This is a genomic window from Polaromonas sp. CG_9.11 (assembly GCF_015752225.1).
GTDB lineage: Bacteria > Pseudomonadota > Gammaproteobacteria > Burkholderiales > Burkholderiaceae_C > Polaromonas.
The window spans coordinates 1-16,938 of the sequence record NZ_JADOVE010000036.1; the positions used below are offsets into that span (position 1 = coordinate 1).

A 16,938-nucleotide genomic window follows, 5' to 3' on the forward strand; every position below is an offset into this window, starting at 1 on the left:
TGCCTGGGATTTCGCACTCCTCACGAGGTGTTTCATGCCATCGAGATGAAACCCCTTACATTAGCTTTTGGTGCATTTTGTAATTGAATCTGCGACTCAAATCGGTATTTTTCGCCTGCCTGGCGGGCAAGGGCGACTACTAATTTTATAGTGCGCCAACGTCTTCGGGCTGGGCAGCGTCGGCCTTGACCTGCTGTGCCAGCGCCAGGTACTCGGCCACCGGCACTTCTTCGGCGCGCCGCTTGACATCGAAGTCACCGGAAAACTCTTTTTGCGCCAGCCATTTCCCCAGCGTGTGGCGCAGCAGCTTGCGCCGCTGGCTGAAGGCCACCCGCACCAGTTCGCTGAGGAGCTTGACGTCGAGCTGCACCGGCTCGGCATGCGGCACCATGCGCACGATGGCGCTGTCCACGCGCGGCGGCGGGTCAAAGCTCTGCGGCGGGACGTGCAGCACATTTTCCATGGCGTAACGCCACTGCAGCATGACGCTCAGCCGGCCATAGTCGCTGGTCGAGGGCGACGCCACCATGCGGTCAATGACTTCCTTTTGCAGCATGAAATGCTGGTCCTCGATCACGTCGACCGCATCGAGCAGGTGGAACAGGATGGGCGTGGAGATGTTGTAGGGCAGGTTGCCGACCACGCGGAGTTTGAAGGCCCCCACGCTCCCCGCTTCGCCTGGTGTGCAGCCCCCCGAGGGGGCTGCTCCGCCTGCGGTCTGGCGAAGCCAGTCCCGCGGCCCTGGCTGGCCGGGAAGGGTCGTTTCCATGGCGCCGACGCTTGCCGCTTCAGGAGCCTCCAACCGGATTTGCCCGGCCAGTTGCCTGAAATCGACCCGCAGCACATCGGACTCGACCACGGTCAGTTGCGGATTCGTGCGCAGCTGGCGCGCCAGGTCGCGGTCCAGCTCGATCACCGTCAGGTGCCCAAGCCGTGCCACCAAAGGCCGTGTCATGGCCCCCAGGCCAGGGCCGATCTCGACCATCGGCTGACCCGGCAAGGGCGCAATCGCGTCCACGATGCCGTCGATGATCAGCCGGTCGGTCAGGAAATGCTGGCCGAAACGTTTGCGCGGGATGTGCTTCATGCCGCGCAAACCCGCAAAAGCAAGGCCCCCTCAAGGAGCAGCGCAGTACGCAAAGCAACAAGCGTGGGGGCGACTTCTCTAACCCAGCAGGGGCCGCGGGACTGGCGTCGCCAGACCGCAGGCGCAGCGGCCCCCTCGGGGGGCAGCGCAGTACGCGAAGCGACAAGCGTGGGGGTCATTGAGGCGGCTCGCGGAACTCAACGTACGCGCGGCCGCGAATGTCCTCGGCCCAGCGCACCAGCGCTTCCTCCTGCTTTTTCTCGCGCAGCACGCCACGCACCATCTCGCGCTGGTCACGCGGCGAGACCGGCACCTCGCGGCGCTCCAGCACCTGCAGCAAGTGAACGCCGAAGCGCGACACCAGCGGGTCGGACACCTGGTTGGGCGCCAGGGCATTCATCACCTTTTCAAATTCCGGAACAAAGGCGCCGGCAGGTGCCCAGCCCAGGTCGCCGCCCGCCTTGGCCGAGGCATCCTGGCTGTTCTCGCGTGCCAGTGTCGCAAAGTCGGCCTGGCCGGCCGCGATGCGCTTTTTGAAACCGGCAAGTTTTTCGATGGCCGCCGCTTCGCTCAGCTGGGGCGTCAGCCGCAGCAGGATGTGACGGGCATGGGTTTGCGTGACGACGGCGTCAGGCAGGCCACCCTGGCGTTTCTCGATGACCTTCAGGATGTGGAAACCGGCGGCGCTGCGCACCGGACCGGTCAGACCGCCGGCGCGCAGGCTTTGCGTCGCCTCGACAAACAGCGGCGGGTAGCGGTCGGCGCTGCGCAGGCCCATCTGGCCGCCGTTGCCGCGCGCCGCCGACGTCGAGACCTCGGCCGCCAGAGCGGCAAAGTCGGCACCGGCGCGGACGCGTTCCAGCACCTGCTCGGCCTTGGCCTGCAGGCTGGCGACCTGGTCGGGCGTGGCGTTTTCAGGCACCGCCACCAGGATTTCAGCCAGGTTGATTGCCGCCGGCAATGTGCTGGCGGCACCTGGCTGGCCTTGCTGATCGCGCAGGTAGGCGTCGATCTCCGACTCGCTGACATCCACCTTGACTTCGCGCTGGCGCAGTCGGCTGATGAGCAGTTCGTCGCGGATCTCGGAGCGGAACTGGGCGTAGTCGATGCTGTCGGCTTCCAGACGCCGGCGCAACTCGTCGACCGTGATCTGGTTTTGCCGGGCCACTGTCTGGACCGCGCCCTCGACGGCGTTGTCGTCGATCTTCAGGCCCGAGGCCTGCGCGGCCTGCAGTTGCGCCTTGTCGCTGATCATGCGCTCGATCAGTTGCGGCAGCAGTTCGTTGCGCGGCGGCACGGCGGTGCCCTGCTGCTTGAGCATCTGCTCGGTGCGCAGCAGCTTGGCGCGTACTTCGTTGTTGGTGATCGGCTCGGAATTGACCACGACCACGATGAAGTCGGCCTGGCGCTGGGCGCCGGCGCGCGACGCCGTATTGGCCGCCGGCGGCGCAGGCACCACCAAGCGCGGCGTGGCCGAGGGCCGGGCGATCTGGGCCTGCACGGTGCCCAGGGGCAGCGCCAGCAGAAGCACCAGCGCGGCAGACAGCGGCCGGACAGAGGGAAAGCGGTGTTTAGTCATAAGTGGTAAAGCGGCTGGGAGGGCTGATTTTGTCACGCAGGTTCTGGTAGCGTGGCACGTTGCTCTTGAGGGTTTCGAGTGGGCTGGCGCCAATGCGCGAAAAACCCACCATTTCAAGCTGGAACAAGATGCGCGTGCTGGACGTCGCGGTGCTGTTTTGCGAGCGCTGCAGCACGACGCGGCCAATCCAGCAGCAGCCGTCGTATTCAATGCCGACCACCGCATCGACCAGCTTTTTCTCCAGCGTGCTGTAGTTCAGCCGGCCCACGCTGTAGTAGCGCCCGCCGCCCTGGCCGCGTCCGGCGCCCAGGTCCTGGCCCTTGTCGCCCCACAGGTCGTTGATCGGCCACTGCCAGCCGACGTCGACCTGCTGGCTGATGTTGCGCTGGCGGCGAAAGGCGGCGCTGACGGTTCGGTAGTTGCCCGGGTTGTAGCGCACGCCGATGGACGCCAGTTCCGACTCCCTGATCTTGGGGTTGTACTGCACCGTTCCGTCGAACGTCCACTGCGGCACCCAGTTGACCGAAGCGCCGACCAGCAGGTCGCTGACGCGGTCGGTCACCGGCAGCGCGCCGGGCACCGGTGTCGTGCCGAGGGCCGGCAGGCTGACGCGCTGGTCGTCGAAACGCAGTCGCTGCGCCACGCCCAGGCGAACCGCCTCGGCGCCGGTGGCCGGGTCCAGCAGCCGCGAGGTCAGGCCCAGCGTGAGCAGGTTCGCGTCCGAGATGCGGTCATTGCCGACAAAGGCGTTTTCGGTGAAGACAGTGGCAAAGTTGAAGCTGTTCGCGCCCGAGTCGTAGTTCGGCAGAAAGCTCTGGTCGCGGTAGGGCGTTCGCACATAGAAGGCACGCGGCTCCAGCGTCTGGGTGAAGCTGCGGCCGAAATAGCGGGCGTCGCGCTCGAAGGTCAGGCCGCTGTCCAGGCTGAAGGTCGGCACGACGCGCGTGGCCGACGTGGCGCCGTTGGCCAATGGCGACTCGAACTGGTAGCTGGTCGCATGCAGCTGCACCTTGGGCGTGACGTAGCCCCAGGGCGCCAGCCACGGACGGCTCACCTGCAGCCGGCTGAAGGCCCGGTTGCCGTTGGGCTGCTTCGTCAGGCTCTGGTCGGCGGAAAACCGGGTGAAATCGGCCTCTGCGGACCAGTCAAAGCCCCCGCCCAGTGCCGCCAGCCCGGGCAGCGGGGCATCGACGCGGGTGTAGGCGGCGGTCAGTTGCGGCAGGCGGTCATACGGCGGGATGATGGGCGAGCTGACATCCTGCAGCGTCTGCCACTTCAGCGCCCGCACCGACGAGGAAAAATAGCCCTTGCTCCAGCTCAGGATGGCGTCCTGCGTCAGCAGCCGCTGCGTGACCTGGCCGGTGGCCACCGGAAAATCGCGCCAGTAGTCGTTGTCGCTGACCTTGTTCAAGTTCAGGTTCAGGCCCACGCCGCCGATGGACGGCACGCCGGTGTCGATGGCGCCGAGGTGCTGCAGCGAATACGACCAGCGGTCGCGCCCGCGCAGCTTGTCGCCGGGCAGCACATTGGCGCGCAGCTGGCCCTTGTAGGTCGGCTCCAGGTAGCGGAACTCGCCGGCCAGATCGACGCCGCGCTTGGCCATGATGGCGGGCGAGAAGGTCGCGTCCCGGTTGGGCGCGATGTCGAAGTAATACGGCTGGCGGACTTCAAAGCCGTTCAGCGAATCCAGGCCCAGCGTGGGCGGCAACAAGCCCGATTTGCGCTGGTCGCTGAGCGGAAAGCTGACCTTGGGGAAGGCCAGGATCGGCACCTGCTTGAAACGCACGACCGCGCCGGTGGCCACGCCGACTTCGCGGTCCAGGTCAAAGTCAACCCGGGTCGCGGTCATTTCCCAGGCCGGCTTCCAGCTTTCCTCGTTGCCCCGCTCACAGGTGGTGTAGCTGGCGCGGTGCGCGCTGAAATGCTTGTCGTCGATGAAATCGACCCGCTCGGCCTGGCCGTTGCCGCCGTTTTGCAGAAAGCGGTAGCGGGGCGCAGTAAAAAAGCCTTCGAAACGGTCGAGCTTGAGCTGCAGCTCGGGGCCTTCAAAGCGGTTGCCGGCATTGTTGATGCGCACATGGCCGGTGCTGATGAGCTGGTCGTCGGGCTGGTAGTACTCGATGCGGTCAGCGCGCATCGAGGTGGCGCCACGGCGCAGTTCGGCATTGCCCTCGATCACCGTTTCCAGGTCCGGGCGGCCCGAAATGGTGTCGCCAAAGACGAAGGTCGGCCCTTCGTCCCCGGGCGCTTTCGAAACGTCCTCCGCCAGCAGGGGCGAGCTTTTGAGCGCCAGCGGCGCGGACGGCGCGGCGCCGTCGGCCACCACGGCAGGCGCCTGCGCATGGCCGGGTCCGGCCGCCGCCAGTCCCAGCGTGGCGAGCATCGCCAGCCGGGAGACCGCATGGGCGACCGGGGAAAGAATAAAGAAGGGGCGGGATGCGTGGCGCATCGTTTGTATGAGATAAACCCGTTTGTAAAATCAGGGCTGATTATCCATGACCCTCCTGCCCCGGCCCGCGCCGGGCTGCCGCACCGACCAAGGGCTTTGAAAACATGACCGCTTCCCTACCCCCCGACTGGCTTGACCCTGCGCGCGCCAGCGCCTTTGCCCAGTGGCTCGCCGCCGTGGCGCCGCCGCACGGCTTGCAGCCGGGGACCGTCCGGCTGGCGTCGGCCGATGCCAGCTTTCGGCGCTATTTCCGCGTGGACGCATCTAGCGGACAGCGCTTCATCATCATGGATGCGCCGCCGGCCCAGGAAGACTGCGCGCCTTTCGTCAAGGTGGCCGGCCTGATGGCGGACGCCGGCCTGAGCGCGCCGCGCGTGCTGGCCTGGGATGCGCCGCTGGGCTTCATGCTGCTGAGCGACTTGGGCGCGCAGACCCTGATGGAGGTGATCGCGCCGCCCACCGCCGTCGATGCCCGCATCGAGGCGACGCCGGCGCACTTCGCGCGCTACATGCAGGCGGTGGACGTGCTGGTGCAGTGGCAGCTCGCGTCCAAACCCGGCGTGCTGCCGCCGTACGACGATGCGCTGCTGTCGCGCGAGCTGGCGCTGTTTCCCGAGTGGTATGTCGACAAGCACCGGGGTTTTGCGCTGGATGCCACGCTGATGGGCAAGCTGGAGCCCCTGTTTGCGCAGATCAAGGCCAGCTGCCTGAATTCGCTGGACGGCGCCCGCGTCTATGTGCACCGCGACTTCATGCCGCGCAACCTGATGGTCGACGCCAACGGCGACCTTGGCGTTTTGGACTTCCAGGACGCGGTCTATGGCCCGGTGACCTACGACATCGCCAGCCTGATGCGCGATGCGTTCCTGAGCTGGGAAGAGGAGTTCATTCTCGACATCACCGTGCGCTACTGGCAAAAGGCGCGCAAGGCGGGCTTGCCGGTGGGCGATGATTTCGGCGAGTTCTACCGCGCCGTCGAATGGATGGGGCTGCAGCGCCACCTCAAGGTGCTGGGCGTTTTTGCGCGCTTGAGCCTGCGCGACGGCAAACCCAAATACCTGGCCGACACGCCGCGCTTCATCAAGTACGCCCGCGCCACCTGCGCCCGCTACCGCCAGCTCGGGCCGCTGATGGTGCTGCTCGACGAGATCGAGGGCAACGAAACCCGCGTGGGGTACACGTTTTGATATCAAATAGGCCTTTTGCGCACGCCAGGCTTTTGTTGTCAGCTATTGATTTAATAGTTGAAACGGTTTCTTTGCCAGTGGCGCTTACGCCGTGAGCGCCCGCTTTTACGCCGACATCGCACTGGTTCCGGGCCAGAGTGTCACCTTGCCCGAACAGACCGCGCGCCATGTGCAGGTGCTGCGCCTGCAGCCGGGCGGACACATCACCCTGTTCAACGGCCGGGGGGACGCGGAAGGCGAATTCGACGCCACGGTCGAGCGCATGGGCCGCAGCGAGGTGGACGTCACCCTTGGCGCATTCACCGCCACGGCGCGCGAGGCCAGCCGCGCCATTCATCTGGTCGTCGGCATGCCGGCCAACGACCGCATGGACTGGCTGATCGAAAAAGCCACCGAACTCGGCGCGGCCAGCATCCAGCCGGTGATGAGCGAGCGCAGCGTGCTGCGCCTGAAAGCCGAACGCGCCGACAAGAAGGTCGCCCACTGGCAAGGCATTGCCATTGCGTCCAGCGAGCAGTGCGGCCGCAACCGCCTGCTGCTGATTCATGGCGTTTGCACGCTGGCCGATTGGCTGAAACAGAGCATGGCCGCAACATCCACCAACGCCGGCTCGCGGCTGCTGCTGTCGCTGCAGGACGGCAGCCAGCCCTTGAGCCGGGCCGTGACCGGCAGCGGCGCCCTCACTTTTCTGAACGGCCCGGAGGGCGGGCTGAGCCCGGCCGAAGAAGCCGCCGCCCTTGCCTGCGGCTTCAGCCGGGTCACGCTGGGGCCGCGGGTGCTGCGCGCCGAGACCGCGCCGCTGGCCTGCCTGTCGCTGCTGAATCTCGACTAGACCCCGACTGCACCTGGACGCAAACGCATGAACCGCAACCTCTGGCTGCTGACGATTTGCCAGGGCTTGTTCCTGACCAACAACGTCACCTTCATCGCCATCAACGGCCTGGTCGGCTTGAGCCTGGCGCCGCTGGGCTGGATGGCCACGCTGCCGGTGATGGCGTATGTGGTCGGCGGCGCGCTGTCCACCGGGCTGGTGGCGCACACCCAGCGCCGTTTTGGCCGCAAGGCCTCGTTCCAGCTTGGGCTGCTCGTCGGCCTGGCGTCGGCCCTGCTGTGCGGCTACGCGGCCTACAGCCGGAACTTCTGGCTGCTGGTCGCGGCCACGCTGGTGGCCGGCTATTACAACGCCAATGCGCAGCTCTACCGCTTTGCCGCCGCCGAACTGGCGTTGCCGGCGTTCCGCGAAAAAGCGATTTCACTGGTCATGGCGGGCGGCCTGATCGGCGCGGTCGCCGGGCCCAACCTGGCCGCCGGCACGCGCAGCCTGACCGCCGTGCCGTTTGCCGGCGCCTACCTGGCGCTGGCCGGCGTGGCGCTGCTGGCGATGGGCCTGCTGGCCTTCATCGACTTTCCACCGCCACCACCGAAACACGCCAGCGGCGGCGGCCGGCCGCTGGGCGACATCATGCGCCAGCCGGTCTTCATCGTTGCGGCTGCCGCCGGCGCGCTGGGCTACGGCGTGATGAACCTCCTGATGGCCGCCACGCCGATTGCCATGCAGGTCTGCGGCCTGCCGTTTTCCGACGTGGCCTGGGTGCTGGAATGGCATGTGATCGGCATGTTCGCGCCGGGCTTTTTCACCGGCCACCTGATCAAGCGCTACGGCACGCTGCCCATCATGGCGACGGGGCTGGCGCTGAACATCGCCTGCGTGCTGATCGCGCTGTCGGGTGTGGAGTTCCAGCAGTTTGTGGCGGCGCTGTTCCTGCTCGGCCTGGGCTGGAACTTCCTGTTCACCGGCGCCACCACGCTGGCGCTGACGGCCTACCGGCCGGAAGAAAAGGACAAGGCCCAGGGCGCGCTGAATTTTTGCGTGTTCGCGGTGCTGGCGGTGTCGTCGCTGGCGTCAGGCGTGCTGGTCACGACCCAGGGCTGGGCGCTGCTGAACCTGGGCTCGCTGCTGCCGCTGGGCCTGACCGCACTGGCGCTGGGCTGGCTGGGCCTGCAGCAGCGCAGGCTGCGCAAGGCGTGAAAGCGCAGGCGGACCACTGACGCTTCTTTTTTGATAGCTGCCCGCGCTTGTCTGGTCTGCGGAAAAGGTCTTTTTTACTCAAAATTGGTCGCGGCGCAGATCGCCCATGGCCCTGCGTCTGGGCGCTGGACGGCTGACGCCGTTGTCACCCCGGCACTCGCGCCATCACCTGCGCCACCGCCGCCGTCAGCTTTCGCGCATACGGCACATGCAAAAACTCATTGGGCCCGTGCGCATTGCTCTTGGGGCCGAGCACGCCGCAAACCATCATCTGCGCTTTGGGAAAGCCCTTGCTGAGCATGCCCATCAGCGGAATCGTTCCGCCCTGGCCGATCGTGCCGCAGGGTGCACCGAAGAAATTTTGCGACGCCTCGTTCAAGGCGCTTTCAAACCACGGCACGGTACTTGGGGCATTCCAGCCCGAGGCGCCGCCGCCGCCGTCGAATGTCACCCTGGCCTGGTAGGGCGCATTGTCTTCGAGCAGCTTTTTGAGTTCCTGCACCGCCACGCCGGCATCGATCAGCGGCGGAAAGCGCAGCGACAGCTTGAAGGCGGTGTAGGGCCGCAGCACATTGCCGGCGTCGCGGAATGACGGAAAACCCTCGGCGCCAGTCACGCTCAGCGTCGGGCGCCAGGTGCGGTTGAGCAGCGCCTCGACCGGATCGGTGGTCGTCGGCAGCGCAAAAGTCGAAGCGCCTTCGCAGTCGTAATGCGCCCACGGAAAGCGCTTGTAGATCTCGTCGCCGAGGATTTTCGCTGTGGCCTCGGCCTGCGCCAGCCGGTCGGCCGGCACCTCGCAGTGAAAGCTTTGCGGCAGCAGCCGGCCGGTGGCGCTGTCTTCCAGCCGGTCGAGCACCTGGCGCATGATGCGAAAGCTCGACGGCACCAGGCCACTGGCGTCGCCCGAATGCACGCCTTCGGTCAGGATTTCGACTTTCAGCACGCCGGCCGCGTTGCCGCGCAGGCTGGTCGTCAGCCAGAGCTGGTCGTAGTTGCCGGCGCCCGAGTCCAGGCAGACCACCAGCGCCACCTCGCCCAGCCGGTCTTTGAGCGCATTCACATACGGCAGCAGGTCGTAGGAGCCGCTTTCCTCGCAGGTTTCAATCAGGCCAACGATGCGCGGGTGTTCAATCCCCTGGCTTTTCAGCGCCTGCACGGCGGCAATGCTGGCATAGACCGCATAGCCGTCGTCGGCACCGCCCCGGCCGTAGAGCTTGCCGTCCTCGTAGGTGGCTTTCCACGGGCTCAGGTCGTTGCGCCAGCCAGTGAATTCGGGCTGCTTGTCCAGGTGGCCATACATCAGGACCGTTTGCGTCGAGCCGGCGCGGGTGGCCGGGATTTCAAAGAACAGCACTGGCGTGCGGCCTTCAAGCCGGACGATCTCCAGCGTCAAGCCTTCCACCTTCTGCGCCTCGACCCACGTCGCCGCATTGCGCATCACCGTGTCGATAAAACCATGCTGCGCCCAGTCGGGGTCGAAGGCCGGCGACTTGGCGGGAATGGCGATGTAGTCGGTCAGCTGCTTGACGATGTCATCGTCCCATTGGGTCGTGACCTGGGCAAGCGCCTGGGCGGCGTCGAGGATGCCGGCGGGAATTTCGCGGTGCAGGGGGGCGTTCATGGCGGACTCCGGAGATGAAAAGTGGGGCCTCTGGGCAAGACGGCTACTTTACGCCTGCGGCAATAACCCCGCCCGCGCCTGAACCGGGCCATTCGACCGGCCATCAGGAAGATGGGTTGCCTTCGGCAGGATCAGTTGCCGCATTCTGCGCATACAGCTCATGGAGCTTGGCTTGCAGCAAGGCCTTGTCCGGCAGCTGGGTCTGGTAGGCGGCGATCAGCGCCGGGGACAGGCTGCGGCTGAGCGCGTATTCGACCACTTCCTCATCCTGGCTGGCGCACAGCAGCACGCCGATGGCAGGCTGCTCGTGCGGCTTTTTCACATCGCGGTCCAAGGCTTCGAGGTAGAAGCCGAGTTTTCCAAGGTATTCCGGCTCGAACCGCCCGACTTTCAATTCAATCGCCACCAGGCAGTTAAGCCCCCGGTGGAAAAACAGCAGGTCCAGCGCAAAGTCGCGTCCGCCCACCTGCAGCGGGTATTCGCTACCGACAAAGCAGAAATCGCGGCCCAACTCGATCAGAAAAGTCTTGAGCTGCTGCAGCAAGCCCTGGTGCAAGTCGGCCTCCAAATGGCCTTGCGGCAGGTCCAGGAACTCGACCAGGTAGCTGTCCTTGAACACGCTCAAGGCGTCGGGATGCATTTGTGACAGCACTGCTGACACTTTTGCCGGACTCAGCACCGTGCGCTCGAACAGCGCGGTCTTGAACTGGCGCTCCAGCTCGCGGCTACTCCATTTTTCGCGAATGGCCTGGCGCAGGTAAAACTCGCGCTCCTCGGGCCGCTGGCTCTGGTTCAGGATGATGAGGTTGTGCGTCCACGGCAATTGTTTCAGCAGTGGTGAGACTTTCTCATCGCCCCGGTACGCGTCGTAAAACTGCCGCATGCGAAACAGGTTGCGGGTGGTAAAACCGCGCAGCCCCGGCTGGGTGCGCGCCAGGTGGCTGGCCAGTTGCGCCACCACGCCATCACCCTACTGCGCCTGCTCGATCTTGAGGCTGATGGTTTGGCCGACCTGCCAGTACAAATCAATCAAGGTGGTGTTGACGGCCTGCACCGCCTGCTGCCGGGCCGCCGCCATCAGTTGCGCGATTTGCTCAAAATCGGCTTGGGGGACAGGCACAGGTTCACTGTTCATTAAGTTCTTTCAAAAGCGGTGTCATGAATCGTGCGGCACAAACGGGCCTGTGCGGCCGAACCTGCCGGCTCAGCCCTGCGCGGCCGCCGAGTAGTTCGCCATCACTTCCCCCAGCCGCACCGCCCGGCCCGGCGCCCAGTCGGTATTGAAGCGCAGCGGGCCTTTCGGAAACAGCAGCACGACGGTCGATCCCAGTAAAAACCGGCCCATTTCCTCGCCCTGCTTGAGAACGACTTCGGGCTGGCCAGACGCCGGATAAAGCCACTCGCGCACCACCTTGCCGCGCGGCGGATTCACCACGCCGTGCCAGACGGTCGCCATGCTGCCGACGATCGTCGCGCCGACCAGCACCAGCGCGAACGGCCCGCGCGCCGACTCGAACACGCAGACCACGCGCTCGTTGCGCGCAAACAGCCCCGGCACGCCGCGCGCCGTGACCGGGTTGACCGAGAACAGGTCACCGGGCACGTAAATCATGCGCGTCAAACGCCCGCCCGCCGGCATGTGGATGCGGTGGTAGTCCTTCGGGCTCAGGTAGATCGTGGCGAAATGGCCGTTGTCGTACTGCGCGGCCAGCGCCGCGTCACCGCCAACCAGCGCCGTGGTGGAATAGTCGTGGCCCTTGGCCTGCAACAGCTGGTCGTGCCTGATGACGCCAAACTGGCTGATCGCGCCATCGACCGGGCAGACCAGCGCCGACTCGGCCAGTGGCCGCGCACCGGGCTTGAGCGCGCGGGTGAAAAAGTCGTTGAAGGACAGGTAGGCGCCGATGTCCGGGTTGAGCGCCTCGTCCATGTTCACCTGGTATTTGGCGACAAAGCGGCGGATGATCTCGGTGGTCACCCAGCCGCGTTCGCGCGAGGCGACAAAACCGGCAAAGCGGGTGAGCGCCTGCTTGGGCAACAGGTATTGGGGCAAAACGGCTAAACGGTCGGACACAGGCGCTGACAAAAGTGAAGGGAAGAATCATTCTATCGAGCCCTGCCACAGCAGCGTGCCGGGGTTTGCCCCGACTGCCTGGACAAGCCTCACTCGGTCGGGTAGCCGGCCTCGGTGAGCGCGGCGGCGACGGTTTGCCGCTCCTGCGCGGTCTCGACGGTGACTTGTTTGGCCGGCAGGTCGATGCTGATCATGGCATCGGCATCGAGTTGCTGCAGGGCCTTGGTGATGACGCCGGCGCAGTGGCCGCAGCTCATGTCGGGGACATTGAATTGCATGGGGTTTCCTTGAAAGTGTGAAAGGAGAAAAATGAAAGAACGGGAAAAACAGCGGTGTTCGAAATTTCAGACCAGCGCTTTGCCCGGTTTCAAGCCGGCAGTGTGAACCTTGCCATGCAGGGAAGGTCAAGCAGTGGCATCAGCATCCTGAAGTCCGTCAGGGTTAATGCCAGCCAGTGCTTGACTTTGCCATCATGGCAAGGTTCAGACTCGCTCCATTACCGAATTTTCAGGAAACAACCATGAGCGTCAGCCACACCCTGCCAGTCCCGCTGGCCCCCGCATCCGCCTTGAAGGAATGGCGCTTCCCCGTGGAAGGCATGACCTGCGGCTCCTGCGTGGCCCGGGTTGAAAAAGCCCTGGCCGCCACGCCGGGGGTTGAGGAAGCCAGCGTCAATTTCGCCACCGAGCAGGCCAGTGTCAAGGCGGGCCGCGAAGTCACCCTGGACACGTTGAAAGCGGCTGTGGAAAAAGCCGGCTATGCCGTGGGCAGCACTGCGGGCAGCACCGTGGGCGAGGCGTCGCTGCGGCTGAAGATTGGCGACATGACCTGCGCGTCCTGCGTCGCGCGGGTCGAAAAGGCGCTCAAGCAGGTGCCGGGCGTGCTGTCGGCCGACGTCAACCTGGCGACGGAAACCGCCGAAGTCACCCTGGCGGGCGGCGCGGCCGCCCTGCCCCAGCTCATCGCCGCCGTGGAAAAAGCCGGTTACCGGGCAGAAGCGATCCAGGCGGCAGCGACGGGCGCCAGCCCGGCCGCGCCGTCCGGTGCCCCCTGGTGGCCGATTGCCGTGGCGGCCGCGCTGTCGGCACCGCTGGCGCTGCCCATGGTCGGCATGCTGTTTGGCAAGGAGTGGATGCTGGGCGGCTGGATTCAGTGGCTGCTGGCCACGCCGGTGCAGTTCTGGCTGGGTGCGCGGTTTTACAAGGCCGGCTGGAAAGCCGTGCGCGCTGGCGCTGGCAACATGGACTTGCTGGTGGCGGTCGGCACATCGGCGGCCTACGGGTTGAGCGTGTACCTGTTGCTGCGCCATGGCGCTGACGGCATGCCGCATCTTTATTTTGAAGCGTCGGCGGTGGTCATCACGCTGGTACTGCTGGGCAAATGGATGGAAGCGCGGGCCAAGCGCCAGACCACCGAAGCCATCCGGGCACTCAATGCGCTGCGGCCCGAAACCGCGCGGGTCCGGCGTAGCGGTGTGGACAGGGATGTGCCCATCGGCGACGTGCAGGTTGGCGATCAGGTCGTGGTGCGTCCCGGTGAACGCATCGCGGTCGATGGCGAAATTATGGAAGGCGCGACCGAGGTCGATGAATCGCTGATCACCGGCGAAAGCCTGCCGGTCAACAAACACGCGGGCGACCGGGTGACGGGCGGCGCGGTCAATGCCGAAGGCTTGATCATCGTGCGCACCACGGCCATCGGCGCCGAATCGACGCTGGCGCGCATCGTGCGCATGGTCGAATCGGCGCAGGCTAAAAAAGCGCCAATCCAGCGGCTGGTCGATCAGGTCAGCGCGGTGTTTGTGCCGGTGGTGATCGGCATCGCAGCCGTCACGCTGCTCGGCTGGGGGCTGGCGACGGGCAACTGGGAAACCGCCATCTTGAACGCCGTCGCGGTGCTGGTGATCGCCTGCCCCTGCGCGCTCGGGCTGGCGACGCCGACCGCCATCATGGCCGGCACCGGCGTGGCGGCGAAACACGGTATCTTGATCAAGGACGCCGAAGCGCTGGAAGTGGCGCACCAGGTGAAGGTCGTCGCCTTCGACAAGACCGGCACGCTGACCGAAGGCAAGCCCGAACTGGTGGCACTGGAGTCCGTGGATATTTCGCGCGATGCGGCCCTCGGCTGGGCCGCCGCCATCCAGGCCGGCAGCGAGCATCCGCTGGCCAAGGCGGTCACGCAACTGGCCGCACAGGAAGAACGCAGCGTGCCAGCGGCGTCTGAAGTCCGTGCGGTGGCCGGGCGCGGCATGTCGGCGGTGGTCGAGGGCCATGAACTGCGCCTGGGCAGTCCGCGCTTCATGCAGGAACTGGGCGTGGACCTTGGCGCCTTTGCGGTGCGCGCCGAGGCACTGGAGGCCGAAGGCCGCACCGTGTCCTGGCTGGCCGACGTGACTGGCGCACCGCAACTGCTGGCGCTGCTGGCCTTTGGCGACACGGTCAAGGCCAGCGCCGCGCCGGCCATTGCCAGCCTGCATGCACTCGGCATCCAGACCGCGCTGGTCACCGGCGACAACCGGGGCAGCGCCGAGGCGGTGGCCAGGCAGCTTGGCATCGACATCGTGCATTTCCAGGTCTTGCCCGAGAACAAGGCAGCCATCGTCGGCCAGCTGAAAGACCAGCTGAAGCAGGACGGCGGCCGGGTGGCGATGGTCGGCGACGGCATCAACGACGCGCCTGCGCTGGCGGCGGCCGATGTCGGCATTGCCATGTCCACCGGCACCGACGTGGCGATGCAGGCCGCCGGCATCACGCTGATGCGCGGCGACCCGGCGCTGGTGGCCGACGCCATCGACATCTCGCGCCGCACCTACGCCAAGATCCGGCAAAACCTTTTCTGGGCATTTTTCTACAACGCGGTCGGCATTCCACTGGCGGCGTTCGGGATGCTCAGCCCGGTGATTGCCGGCGCGGCCATGGCGTTCAGCAGTGTCAGCGTGGTGATGAACGCGCTGCTGCTGCGCCGCTGGAAAGGAAGCTCGAAATGACCGCAGCTGTAATTGGCAATGGCCCCTTCAACATCGGCCAGGCCGCCAGCCAGTCGGGCGTGTCGGCCAAGATGGTGCGGCACTACGAATCGCTCGGCCTGCTGCCCGCCGTGCACCGCACCGACGCGGGCTACCGGCAGTATGGCGACACCCAAATCCACACCCTGCGCTTCATCCGCCGCGCCCGGACGCTGGGCTTCAGCATGGCCGAGATCGGCGAGCTGCTCAAGCTGTGGCAAAACCAGCAGCGCGCCAGTGCCGATGTGAAACGCATCGCCCAGGCGCATGTGGCCGACCTGGAGCGGCGCATTGCCGAGATGCAGGCCATGCGGCAAACGCTGGCGCAACTGGCGCATTGCTGCGCCGGGGACGACCGGCCCGATTGCCCGATCTTGACCGGGCTGGCAGAATAATTTGCTATTTATTTTATAGCTACTTGAGCCCGTGCATGTTGCGCAAACAGTCTTTTCGACGAATGCCCGGCGCCTTATGCCGCGCCCGAGCCCATCGCGCCGGGCGCCGCATTGCTCCGCGGTTTTGCCTTGGACCAGGCCGAAGCGCTGCTTCAGGCTGCGCGGCAGGTCATCGCGGCCGCGCCCTTGCGCCACCTCAAGACGCCGGGCGGGCGTGTCATGTCGGTCGGGATGAGCAACTGCGGCGCGCTGGGCTGGGTCTCCGACCGCACCGGCTACCGGTACAGCAGCACCGACCCGCTCTCGGGCCAGCCCTGGCCATCCATGCCTGCCTGCTTTGCCGAACTGGCGATGCAGGCGGCGGCAGAGGCGGGTTATGAAGGCTTTGCGCCCGACGCCTGCCTGATCAACCGCTACGAACCGGGCGCGCGCCTGTCGCTGCACCAGGACCGCGACGAAAGCGACCTGGGCGCGCCCATTGTCTCGGTGTCGCTGGGGCTGCCGGCGGTTTTTTTGTTCGGCGGTTTGCAGCGCAGCGACCGCCCTGCCCGCTGGCGGCTGGCGCACGCAGACGTGGCGGTGTGGGGCGGCGTGTCGCGGCTGGCGTTTCACGGCGTGGCGCCGCTGGCCGACGGCGAGCACCCGCGCCTGGGGCGCCAGCGCATCAACCTGACGTTTCGCCGCGCGGGTTGATGTTTATAAAGAGGTGCTTGGCGAGACAGGCTTCACACCCGTCAGCACGCCCGCCATGACGTGGAGGCGCGGACAGTCCAGTGCTTGCGCGTAACCCAGCGCCAGGGACATTCCGGCATGAAACTGTGCTTCATGACCGGGCAGGCCGTTTGCTTTGAGCAGTGCCTTCAGCTTGTCGGCTGATTCGCCGGATCGTCAGCGCCCGCAGCCGTCTTGCACTCCTCGAAAATCCGGGCACTGCAATGCCGGCAGATGTCCGGGTCCAGCTTGCCAAAGATGGTGGCAATGGCAGTGAACTTGTCGGAAAACTGGTGGGAAGGCCCCAGCACGTCGGTGAAGCCGGTCTTGCGCCACATGCGGATCACCTCCGGGCGCGGGCGGTGAAAGTACAGGTTGCCGCCCATGGCCCGGCGCGCAGCGAGTTCGGCTTCCCACAGTTCGGCACCCGCCAGGTCGATGAAGTTCATGCTCTTGGCCATCACCAGCAGGTGCTTTTGCGGATGCGGCTGGGTGCGCAGCGCGTGCAGGATGTCGGCGACATGCTGGGTGGCGCCGAAATACACCTCTCCTTCCATGCGCAGCAGCTTGAGTTGCGGGCATTCCGGCAGGAATGTTGCCCCCACGCTTGTCACTTCGTGTACTGCGCTGCCCCCCGAGGGGGCTGGCCTTGCTTGGGGCGGCCCGGCGCTGGCGGCCGTTGCCCCCACGCTTGTCACAACGCGATCTGCGCTGCCCCCCGAGGGGGCTGGCCTTGCTTGGGGCGGCCCGGCGCTGGCGGCCGTTGCCCCCACGCTTGTCGCAACGCGATCTGCGCTGCCCC

The 16,938-nt window shown here is 66.0% G+C and carries 13 protein-coding genes and 2 pseudogenes; 6 read left to right on the forward strand and 9 right to left on the reverse strand.

The window, feature by feature from the left end; all coding sequences use genetic code 11:
• Positions 1 to 145: 145 nt before the first annotated feature.
• The 3 genes from IWX85_RS18945 to IWX85_RS18955 all read right to left on the reverse strand — a co-directional run bounded on the left by IWX85_RS18945 (position 146) and on the right by IWX85_RS18955 (position 5,115).
• Positions 146 to 1,087 carry an rRNA adenine dimethyltransferase family protein gene (locus tag IWX85_RS18945; RefSeq protein WP_196870803.1) on the reverse strand — a complete coding sequence of 314 codons (942 nt, stop codon included), beginning with the start codon at positions 1,085 to 1,087 and terminating at the stop codon, positions 146 to 148.
• Positions 1,088 to 1,262: 175 nt separating this feature from the next.
• Positions 1,263 to 2,666, reverse strand: a complete 1,404-nt coding sequence (locus IWX85_RS18950) for a peptidylprolyl isomerase (protein WP_036807658.1) — start codon at positions 2,664 to 2,666, stop codon at positions 1,263 to 1,265.
• On the reverse strand, positions 2,659 to 5,115 hold the full coding sequence (locus IWX85_RS18955) for an LPS-assembly protein LptD (RefSeq protein WP_196870804.1): 2,457 nt from the start codon (positions 5,113 to 5,115) through the stop codon (positions 2,659 to 2,661). Before IWX85_RS18955 ends, IWX85_RS18950 begins: the two co-directional genes overlap by 8 nt.
• Positions 5,116 to 5,219: 104 nt before the next feature.
• Here IWX85_RS18955 and IWX85_RS18960 point away from each other — a divergent pair, with 104 nt between their 5' ends.
• The 3 genes from IWX85_RS18960 (at position 5,220) to IWX85_RS18970 (ending at position 8,331) form a co-directional block, all read left to right on the forward strand.
• Positions 5,220 to 6,302, forward strand: coding sequence for an aminoglycoside phosphotransferase family protein (locus IWX85_RS18960; protein WP_196870805.1), 1,083 nt, complete (start codon positions 5,220 to 5,222; stop codon positions 6,300 to 6,302).
• Positions 6,303 to 6,393: 91 nt separating this feature from the next.
• Complete coding sequence (locus IWX85_RS18965; protein WP_196870806.1) at positions 6,394 to 7,134, forward strand: 16S rRNA (uracil(1498)-N(3))-methyltransferase; 741 nt, start codon at positions 6,394 to 6,396, stop codon at positions 7,132 to 7,134.
• Positions 7,135 to 7,161: 27 nt separating this feature from the next.
• Positions 7,162 to 8,331, forward strand: coding sequence for an MFS transporter (locus tag IWX85_RS18970; protein WP_196870807.1), 1,170 nt, complete (start codon positions 7,162 to 7,164; stop codon positions 8,329 to 8,331).
• A 145-nt stretch (positions 8,332 to 8,476) separates the two neighbouring features.
• On the opposite strand, the gene IWX85_RS18975 is transcribed toward IWX85_RS18970, so the two are convergent.
• The 5 genes and pseudogenes from IWX85_RS18975 to IWX85_RS18995 all read right to left on the reverse strand — a co-directional run bounded on the left by IWX85_RS18975 (position 8,477) and on the right by IWX85_RS18995 (position 12,304).
• The gene (locus IWX85_RS18975; RefSeq protein WP_196870808.1) at positions 8,477 to 9,952 is read right to left on the reverse strand and encodes a M20 family metallopeptidase; all 1,476 of its coding nucleotides are present in this window, start codon (positions 9,950 to 9,952) and stop codon (positions 8,477 to 8,479) included.
• Positions 9,953 to 10,055: 103 nt separating this feature from the next.
• Positions 10,056 to 10,592, reverse strand: coding sequence for a PDDEXK nuclease domain-containing protein (locus IWX85_RS20625; protein ID WP_231379999.1), 537 nt, complete (start codon positions 10,590 to 10,592; stop codon positions 10,056 to 10,058).
• Positions 10,593 to 10,646: 54 nt separating this feature from the next.
• Positions 10,647 to 11,087: pseudogene (locus IWX85_RS20630) on the reverse strand (DUF1016 N-terminal domain-containing protein); the annotation flags it as partial.
• Positions 11,088 to 11,156: 69 nt separating this feature from the next.
• Positions 11,157 to 12,026, reverse strand: a complete 870-nt coding sequence (asd, locus tag IWX85_RS18990; RefSeq protein WP_196870811.1) for an archaetidylserine decarboxylase — start codon at positions 12,024 to 12,026, stop codon at positions 11,157 to 11,159.
• An 89-nt stretch (positions 12,027 to 12,115) separates the two neighbouring features.
• Positions 12,116 to 12,304 (reverse strand): heavy-metal-associated domain-containing protein, encoded by a 189-nt coding sequence (locus tag IWX85_RS18995; protein WP_036807634.1) that lies wholly within the window; start codon positions 12,302 to 12,304, stop codon positions 12,116 to 12,118.
• A 242-nt stretch (positions 12,305 to 12,546) separates the two neighbouring features.
• Between IWX85_RS18995 and IWX85_RS19000 the strand changes: the two genes are divergently transcribed.
• From IWX85_RS19000 to alkB, 3 genes and pseudogenes are all read left to right on the forward strand, one after another.
• On the forward strand, positions 12,547 to 15,012 hold the full coding sequence (locus IWX85_RS19000; protein WP_196870812.1) for a heavy metal translocating P-type ATPase: 2,466 nt from the start codon (positions 12,547 to 12,549) through the stop codon (positions 15,010 to 15,012).
• Positions 15,009 to 15,425, forward strand: a complete 417-nt coding sequence (cueR, locus tag IWX85_RS19005) for a Cu(I)-responsive transcriptional regulator (protein WP_196870813.1) — start codon at positions 15,009 to 15,011, stop codon at positions 15,423 to 15,425. Before IWX85_RS19000 ends, cueR begins: the two co-directional genes overlap by 4 nt.
• A gap of 51 nt (positions 15,426 to 15,476) precedes the next feature.
• Positions 15,477 to 16,118 (forward strand): annotated as a pseudogene (gene alkB / locus IWX85_RS19010) (DNA oxidative demethylase AlkB); the annotation flags it as partial.
• A 167-nt stretch (positions 16,119 to 16,285) separates the two neighbouring features.
• On the opposite strand, the gene IWX85_RS19015 reads toward alkB, so the two are convergent.
• On the reverse strand, positions 16,286 to 16,938 hold a 653-nt coding region (locus IWX85_RS19015), incomplete at its 5' end, for a sodium-independent anion transporter (RefSeq protein ID WP_370584334.1).